The organism is Amedibacillus sp. YH-ame6, from assembly GCF_053848845.1.
Genome location: NZ_JBSPEZ010000023.1, coordinates 36,822 through 44,885, shown reverse-complemented (window position 1 = coordinate 44,885; position 8,064 = coordinate 36,822). Strand labels below are relative to the sequence as shown.

Sequence of the window (8,064 nt, the reverse complement as noted above, 5' to 3'; positions counted from 1 at the left end):
AACATATGGATTTGAATCGAACTCGTTTCATATGAAAAACAATTGTATCAGATTGCTATTTGATCTTTTTGTAAAGTTATGTGAAGTTTTGTATTAGTATGGTTAATCAAAGTGTTTTATTGTATAATAATAAACGGTGATACAATGGATGGAATATTATTGATACATAAAGAAGCAGGGATGACGTCGCATGATGTGGTAGCACGATTACGACGCATTTTACATACAAAAAAGATTGGACACAGTGGTACACTTGATCCAGATGCAACTGGGGTTTTACTGGTTCTTGTTGGAAGGGCTTGTAAGCTTTTACCATACCTTGAAGATACAGATAAAGAATATGTTGCAACTATGGAACTTGGGAAACGAACGTTAAGTGATGATACATCAGGCGAAGTTTTAGAAACTGCTCCAGTTCATAAAATCGAGAATTTACAAGGAGTGTTGAATACGTTTCAAGGAAAACAAAAACAACTTCCACCAATGGTTTCTAGTGTTCGTGTGAATGGTAGAAAGCTTTATGAGTACGCAAGAGCTCATGAAGAAGTCGAACGTCCACTCCGTGATGTGGAATTCTATGAATTAGAAGTTTTGGATGCGGATGCTTTGAAATTTAGAGTTGCGTGTAGTAGCGGTACCTATATTCGCTCTCTTTGTGTGGATGTCGCATGTAAGACAGGGAATTTAGGTTGCATGTCCTCTCTTGTTCGTACAGGTATAGGAAGATTCAAACTTGAGGATTGTGTAAGCTTGGCAGATGTTGAAAAAGGAAACTTTCAACTACATGGTATGAAAGAAGTGCTACATCATTTACCGATGGTGGAGTATGAACCTATTTTAGATGTTTATCATGGGAAACGTATTCGTTTAGAAACGGATGAAAATCGTGTTGTTCTTATGGGAAAAGAAGAACCAATCGCAATTTATGAACGTGAACATCATAACGTGTTTCGTAGTATGCGTGGATTGTGGTAGGTGAGTATATGAAAATACATTATTTTGATTTACATCAACCAATTCAATTTGATGAAGATATTACGGCTTGCATTGGGTATTTTGATGGGTTACATTTAGGACATCAAAAATTGATTGAAAGAGTCTTGAATCATACAAAAGAAGATGGAAGCGTACCTTCTTTGATAACGTTTGATCCAGACCCTTGGACTATTATTAAACATTTGGATAATATTCCTCATATTACACCTATGCGTGAACGTATTGAAATTGGAGAACAATTAGGTATACGAAATTGGATTATTTTACGTTTTGAAGAAGAAATGCAAAATTTAAGCGTTGAACAGTTTCATGAACGAGTTTTAAAACCATTACATTTAAAGACATTGGTGTGTGGATATGATTTCCATTATGCTTCGAAAGGGCAAGGAAGTGTGGATACACTTCGCTCACAAACAAACTTTCAGATTGATATAGTAGAAGAAGTGAGTAGTGAACACAAGAAGATTAGTTCTTCAAGAATTGAGGAGTTAATAGAACTTGGAGATGTAGAAAAAGCGGCTCAGTTTATGGGGCGATATTATACGATGAGCGGGTATGTGAAAAAAGGATCTCAGATGGGAAGAAAGTTCGGATTTCCAACAGCAAATCTTCAATTGAAAGATCTTTATGTTATACCCAAACAAGGAGTATATGTAGGCGGTGTGAAAGTAGATGGAATATGGCATGCGGCTATATTAAATATTGGACATAATCCTACCTATAATTTCCAAAAAAACACATCCATTGAAGCGCATTTATTGGACTTTGAAGGTGATTTATACAATAAAAATGTTGTGTTTAAATTTTGTCATTATATAAGAGAAGAAAAGAAATTTCAAAATGCGGAAGCGTTAGTAGAACAACTTCATTGTGATAAAGAATCTGCAAAAGCTTATATTGAGGCGAGGAAGGAGAATGTTTTATGCGATTAAAAGTATTTGATACAATCGACGAAACATTACAACTGTTAGAACAAAATAATACGCTATATCATACAGCGGAAAATGATATTGAAGATTATCTTATGGATCTTTTAGAACAACAGGATATGATTGTGGATATCAATTCACGTGTGAAATCAAAAGAGAGCTTGCGAGAAAAAATTATACGTAATCGTTTCTATGCAGGAAATGATAGTGCGCAAGAGATATTGGATAATCTCAGTGATTTGATTGGATTCATCATTGAATGTCGTTTTATCGAAGATGAATTTCATGTGCTGAATTTTTTACGTGACAAACTAAATGTAAGGAATAGTAGTGATGGATTTTATAGTCATCCTAGCAATCCAAATTTCTTTTTGGATTGTGATTCAAGACAGCCTCAAATACAAAAGAATGGGTTTGCGATTTATCGCATTGATGGATACTATTTAAAAGAGGGACAAAAAATCAATGTAGAAGTGCAAATTAAAGCACTAGTGCATTCGTTCTGGGGTGAAATTGAACATAAATTGGTATATAAGAATACAAATTATTATGTATACGATGATTTTATGAAGGACTTATTAGCATCTATTAAAGCAAATCTAACAATTACGGATCGACAATTGAAAATCATATACGATCAAATGCAAACAGCTGCGCAAAATGATTCGGGAATTACTGAGAATAGTTTTGAACAGTTGATATCAAAGGCAATCAATGATTTATTTGCGGTGAAAATGAATGAATCCATTGGCTTTACCATGAATGTAAAGAAAACCTCTACGATATTAGGGCATTATATTTTCATCAAAGATATTCGCTATGATGGAGGAAATAACGATCGTATTTCAACATTGTTTCGAACATTCCGTAAGATGAATTCTGTTACTATGGATTTTGAGAATGAAATTGAAATGGAAGGAGCCTTCGCTTCACAGGATATCTTCATTCATATTTTAGGACAACACTTGATTTCTGTGTTGAATAAAGACTATGATTGGTTTGTTTTCTTTAAGATGTTGTTTGCGATTGAACCAGGAAACAATCTTGAAGATTTCACATTGTTTTTAAGTGTTATCAAGAATTATTTAGTTGATAATTATTGGTTAAATACAAGTTTTGTGAAGCTTCCAATGGAACAAGGAGAATTGTTACATGGGGAATGTGCGAAAATCTTGGCAAATTCATTATGTGAAGTGAGCAAAATCGATATCATTCATGATGATAAAATGGTTGCGATCAATAAAGAATTTGTGAAGTTTATAGAGGAATTAGAAGAACGCGTTATCTCTTACACGGATTTTATGCAATATCAAAGTGCGTATTATGAGGAATGGTTGATGCGTCTTCGAATGATATTTTCTTCTAACTAAAAAGGTATAATCAGAGTCTTTTTTGCATAGGGTGTTAGCAAGGAGGACTCTTTTTATGAACAAACAAGCACTTGCATTTCTGACTATGTTTTCTTTGATCCTTATGTTGTCGGTGTATTATGTGACACTACCAAGTGATGGTACAAAGACTGTAATGAAGGAAGAAACCGCCAAGAAGAACAAAAGTACAGCTGATACTACAAAGAAAACAGATACATCAAAGAAAACAGATACATCAAAAGACAGTGATGCGAAAAGTGATACATCACAATCTAGTGAGGTTGTAAAGCTTCAAGAAAGCATTGATCAGAAAAAAGAAGTAGAGATTAACAGAAACAATGAAGTAGTCGCAAATGATACATCAGATGACACAGCAAAGAAGGATGCACTATCTAAGATAGATACCTTAAAGGCTCAACAAACCTTACAGAAAACAGTGGTGGATGCGCTTGCGAAGGATGGCTATAAAACAGCAGTAGAAATTAGTGATTCTACCTGTATAGTGAATGTTTTTGAGCAGAAAGATGATAGTAAAGTGGCAAAAGCTGTACTCATGAAGACTAGTTCTGTTACAAATAACAAATATTTAATCGAAGTTACTTTTAAATAATGAGGGAATTTGATATAATAGCAGTAGAAGGCGAGTGATAAAAATGGCTCAGGAATATATAGCACTGAAAGAAAAAAATAATGTTGGTTTAATTGCGTTAAATAAATCAGCATTTCAAACAATTGCGAAGAACGTAATTGAAGAAGATGAGAATTTAAAATTAGCGGAAAATGCAACTCCGTTTAAGTATGCAATTACATGCAAGATTCAAAATGATCAGCTAATCTTAAATGCTGATGTGAAAGTAAAATATACGGCAAATGTAAATGACGTATGCAACAAAGTACAGGGCAAGATCTTTGAAAATATTGAACATATGACCGGATATACTCCAGATGTTATTGATATCCGCGTGGTAGGCTTTATATTTTAAAAGAAATCCTTAGGGGTTTCTTTTTTTCATATACTATGGAAAGTAGGTGTTGAGAATGGGTGTTGATATCAAGGATTACTTGATGATTGGAATATCTTCTAGAGCATTATTTGATCTAGATGAAGAAAATAAGATATATGAGGAACAAGGTTTAGAGGTCTATTCGAAATATCAGTTAGAACATGAAGACGATGTGTTAAAACCTGGAAGTGGATTTGCGTTAGTAAAGGCCTTGTTAAAACTAAATGAACTGAGTACAAATCGCTTAGTAGAAGTTATTATTATGTCACGTAATAGTGCGGATACAAGTTTGCGTATTTTTCATTCCATTGAACATTATGGTTTGGATATCTCAAGAGCAGTGTTGAGTGGTGGAGCAACTCTTTCCAATTACCTAGAGGCGTTTCAAGTGGATTTGTTTCTATCTGCAAATGAAGATGATGTAGAACTTGCAATTAACTGTGGATTTGCTTCAGGGCGCATATATACAAATACGATTGGTGGGTATGATGCATTTGCGGATATTGATCAAATACGTATTGCGTTCGATGGAGATGCTGTTTTGTTTTCAGATGATTCTGAGAAGATTTTTCAGGAACAGGGCTTAGAAGCGTTTGTGAAGAATGAAAAAGTAAATGCTAGAAACAATTTATCTGCAGGACCATTTGCAAAGTTTCTAAAGACGATTTCGGATTTACAAGAAGCGTTTGATGGAAATCATTCGCCAATACGTACAGCGTTAGTGACGGCACGTAATGCGCCAGCGCATGAACGTGTCATTCGTACACTTCGGGCATGGAATGTACGGATTGATGAAGCTTTCTTTCTAGGAGGCATTACAAAGAAGGATGTGTTGAAGGCATTTCATCCTCATATCTTCTTTGATGATCAAGCGACGCATGCTTTACCAGCAAGTGAAGTGGTGCCAAGCGCACAAGTTCCTTATAAAAACAAGGATTAAAATAAAAAAACAAACTCTTTTATGGTAAAATAGAAGAGATGAATGGAGGATATTTATGGCATTAAGCAGACATAAACTACGGGAAATTGCGATGACTTCATTATATCAGCACTTCCTACTTGGAAAAGATATTAAACAATGTGTATTTGATAACAGTGAAACCAATGAAATAGATCCTTTTTTGTATACTGTTACATTGGACGCTATCAAATATGAAGATACATATATTGAAAAGATTGACTCAAATTTACGAGATGATTGGACGTTTGAACGACTTGGGTATGTAGAAAAAGCGATTTTATTAATGGCTTGTTGTGAGTTGGATTTAGAAACTGCGCCAAAAGCTATTGTCATTGATGAGGCTATCACGTTAGCGAAGAAATTCTGTGATGAAGAAACTTATCGATTGATCAATGGGGTATTGGACCAACTATGAGTCAAGGTATGTATAGTGTTGCTACCTTAGTACACTATATCAAAGAAAGCTTAGACAATGATTTCAACTTACGTTCTATCTTAATCAAAGGCGAAGTTTCAAATTTTACGAATCATCGCAGTGGACATTGGTATTTTACCCTTAAAGATGCGAAAGCAAAGATATCTTGTGTGATGTTTGCTTCTTATGCATCGCGCTCTAGTATTCTTTTAAAAGAGGGTATGAAGGTCATTGTGAATGCTTCGGTTTCTATGTATGAGGCTGGAGGAAGTGTACAGTTGTATGTTACTTCTGTACAAGCGGATGGGTTAGGAGATTTGTTTTTAAAGTTGGAGCAAGTGAAAGAAAAGCTCTCTAAAGAGGGTTTGTTTGATCCAAATCATAAAAAAGAGTTGCCAATGTATCCGATGCGTATTGGTGTGTTAAGTGCTAAGACTGGCGCAGCCATTCAAGATATTTTAACAACGATTGCACGACGTTGGCCATTGGCGGATGTTTGTGTATACCCAACGTTGGTACAGGGCGTACAAGCAACTTCTGCCATCATAAAGCAATTAGAACATGCGGATGCACAACAGCACGATGTGATTCTACTAGCAAGAGGTGGAGGAGCAATTGAAGATTTGTGGTGTTTTAATGAAGAAAGTTTGGCACGTTGTATCTTTGCGATGAAAAGTTTCATTGTAACTGGAGTAGGTCATGAAACTGATACAACTTTAGTAGATTATGTAAGTGATGCTCGAGGAGCGACACCAACAGCTGCTGCAGAATTGATCACCCCAGATATTAACGAAGTAAAACAAGCAGTACAAATACATGCGAAACGTTTACAACAACGTATGCAAACGCTATTGATGGAACGAAAACAACAACTTTTACGAGTGAAACAATATCGCTATTTAAAAGATCCACTTTCCTATATTGTGCAACAACAAATGACATTGGCAATGCATGTAAAAGAACTGGGTATCGTAGATACCCAAGTGAAGCAAATGGCAGCTTCTTTGCATAAGGCATCTCATAAATTGGCGATGCAATCCGTTAAAATACGTGCTTTCAACCAAGGACAATTGGATGAAAGACATACCAACTTGAAGTTTCGTATGGAACAGTTTACAAAACAGGCACAACGCCAAATGAAAGAACAAATTACCTTGTTAGATGCCTATAGTCCTTTGCAGATTTTAAAAAGAGGATATCATATAAGTTATCAAGAAGGTCACATTATAAAAAGTATTGAAGATGTCAATGAACAAGAAGAATTAAAAATCCGTTTGCAAGATGGCTATGTCATCGCAGATGTTTTAAAAAAGGAGGCATTATAATGAGTGAGAAAGTACCTTTTCGTAAATCTATGAGTCGTCTTGAAGAAATTATCGAAGTACTAGAAAAGAACGATATCGAATTAGAAGAAGCAATTCAATTATTTGAAGAAGGTTTACAATTAGTGAATAGTTGTGATTCCCAATTGAAGAATTTTGAAAATAAAGTACAAGATTTATTAGATACCTATCAGGAGGATCCTAAGAATGCTTGATTTTGAACAATACTTAAGACAAACATTACAAGATTTGCCAAATAGCAATGTAAAAGATGCGATGGAATATTCCTTGATGGCTGGTGGGAAAAGAATACGACCAAAACTTTTATTCGCAGCTTTAAATGCATATCAGGTGTGTGAAGAAAAAGGACTTGGTGCAGGTGCTGCGATTGAAATGATTCATACGTACTCACTGATTCATGATGATCTTCCTGCCATGGATAATGATACTTTGCGTAGAGGGAAACCTACTTGTCATGTGAAGTATGGGGAAGGTGTTGCGATACTTGCAGGAGATGCACTGCTCACCAACGCATTTAAAGAAGCACTAAAATCTTGTGAGGATAGTACAATGTCTAGTTTGATGATTGATTATCTTTCTGATTATAGTGGTGCCAATGGTATGGTGTATGGACAAATCCTTGATTTGGAAGGAGAAGCAAATCCTAATATTACAGTAGAAGAACTCGAAAAAATTCATTTTTATAAGACCGGTAAACTTATTACTTTGCCGTTGATATGTGCTGCCATTATTGCGCATAGAAAAGAAGATATAGAGATTTGGAAAGAAGTTGGACATTATATTGGTTTGTCTTTTCAAATACAAGATGATGTGTTGGATGTAACAAGTAGTGTAGAAGTATTAGGTAAAAATGTAAACAGTGATGAAAGTAATCAAAAAAGCACATATGTCACTTTGATGGGAATTGATGCGGCAAAAGAAAAGGCACAGTTCTTCTATAAAAAAGCATGGGAATGGTTACGTCGTTTGTCCATTGATACAGAGGCAATGGAAGCTGTATTTGATGAATTAACAAAACGTAAGTACTAAATAGGCTGGAGGTATTT

General features: G+C 35.1%; 10 protein-coding genes. All 10 read left to right on the top strand.

Features of this window, described 5'->3' with window-relative positions:
• The first annotated feature begins 144 nt into the window (after positions 1-144).
• The 10 genes from truB to ACWG0P_RS13185 are packed head-to-tail and all read left to right on the top strand — an operon-like array spanning position 145 to position 8,047.
• Entirely contained in the window at positions 145-975 is an 831-nt protein-coding gene (gene truB, locus ACWG0P_RS13230) for a tRNA pseudouridine(55) synthase TruB (RefSeq protein WP_455802115.1), read from the top strand.
• An 8-nt stretch (positions 976-983) separates the two neighbouring features.
• Positions 984-1,928: a bifunctional riboflavin kinase/FAD synthetase gene (locus ACWG0P_RS13225; protein ID WP_455802114.1), complete on the top strand. Its 945-nt coding sequence runs from the start codon at positions 984-986 to the stop codon at positions 1,926-1,928.
• The gene (locus tag ACWG0P_RS13220; protein WP_455802113.1) at positions 1,919-3,295 is read left to right on the top strand and encodes a GTP pyrophosphokinase; all 1,377 of its coding nucleotides are present in this window, start codon (positions 1,919-1,921) and stop codon (positions 3,293-3,295) included. The genes ACWG0P_RS13225 and ACWG0P_RS13220 overlap by 10 nt, the downstream gene beginning before the upstream one ends.
• Positions 3,296-3,350: 55 nt before the next feature.
• Positions 3,351-3,905 (top strand): SpoIIIAH-like family protein, encoded by a 555-nt coding sequence (locus ACWG0P_RS13215; protein ID WP_455802112.1) that lies wholly within the window; start codon positions 3,351-3,353, stop codon positions 3,903-3,905.
• A 43-nt stretch (positions 3,906-3,948) separates the two neighbouring features.
• Positions 3,949-4,278, top strand: coding sequence for an Asp23/Gls24 family envelope stress response protein (locus ACWG0P_RS13210; RefSeq protein ID WP_455792817.1), 330 nt, complete (start codon positions 3,949-3,951; stop codon positions 4,276-4,278).
• Positions 4,279-4,333: 55 nt separating this feature from the next.
• Positions 4,334-5,239, top strand: coding sequence for a 5'-nucleotidase (locus ACWG0P_RS13205; protein ID WP_455802111.1), 906 nt, complete (start codon positions 4,334-4,336; stop codon positions 5,237-5,239).
• A 55-nt stretch (positions 5,240-5,294) separates the two neighbouring features.
• A complete protein-coding gene (gene nusB, locus ACWG0P_RS13200) occupies positions 5,295-5,675 on the top strand; it encodes a transcription antitermination factor NusB (protein WP_455792820.1) in 381 nt (126 codons plus the stop codon).
• Positions 5,672-7,000: an exodeoxyribonuclease VII large subunit gene (gene xseA, locus ACWG0P_RS13195; RefSeq protein WP_455802110.1), complete on the top strand. Its 1,329-nt coding sequence runs from the start codon at positions 5,672-5,674 to the stop codon at positions 6,998-7,000. The genes nusB and xseA overlap by 4 nt, the downstream gene beginning before the upstream one ends.
• Positions 7,000-7,212, top strand: coding sequence for an exodeoxyribonuclease VII small subunit (xseB, locus tag ACWG0P_RS13190; protein ID WP_455792823.1), 213 nt, complete (start codon positions 7,000-7,002; stop codon positions 7,210-7,212). Before xseA ends, xseB begins: the two co-directional genes overlap by 1 nt.
• Positions 7,205-8,047 (top strand): polyprenyl synthetase family protein, encoded by an 843-nt coding sequence (locus ACWG0P_RS13185; protein WP_455802109.1) that lies wholly within the window; start codon positions 7,205-7,207, stop codon positions 8,045-8,047. Before xseB ends, ACWG0P_RS13185 begins: the two co-directional genes overlap by 8 nt.
• The last annotated feature ends 17 nt before the right edge of the window (positions 8,048-8,064 follow it).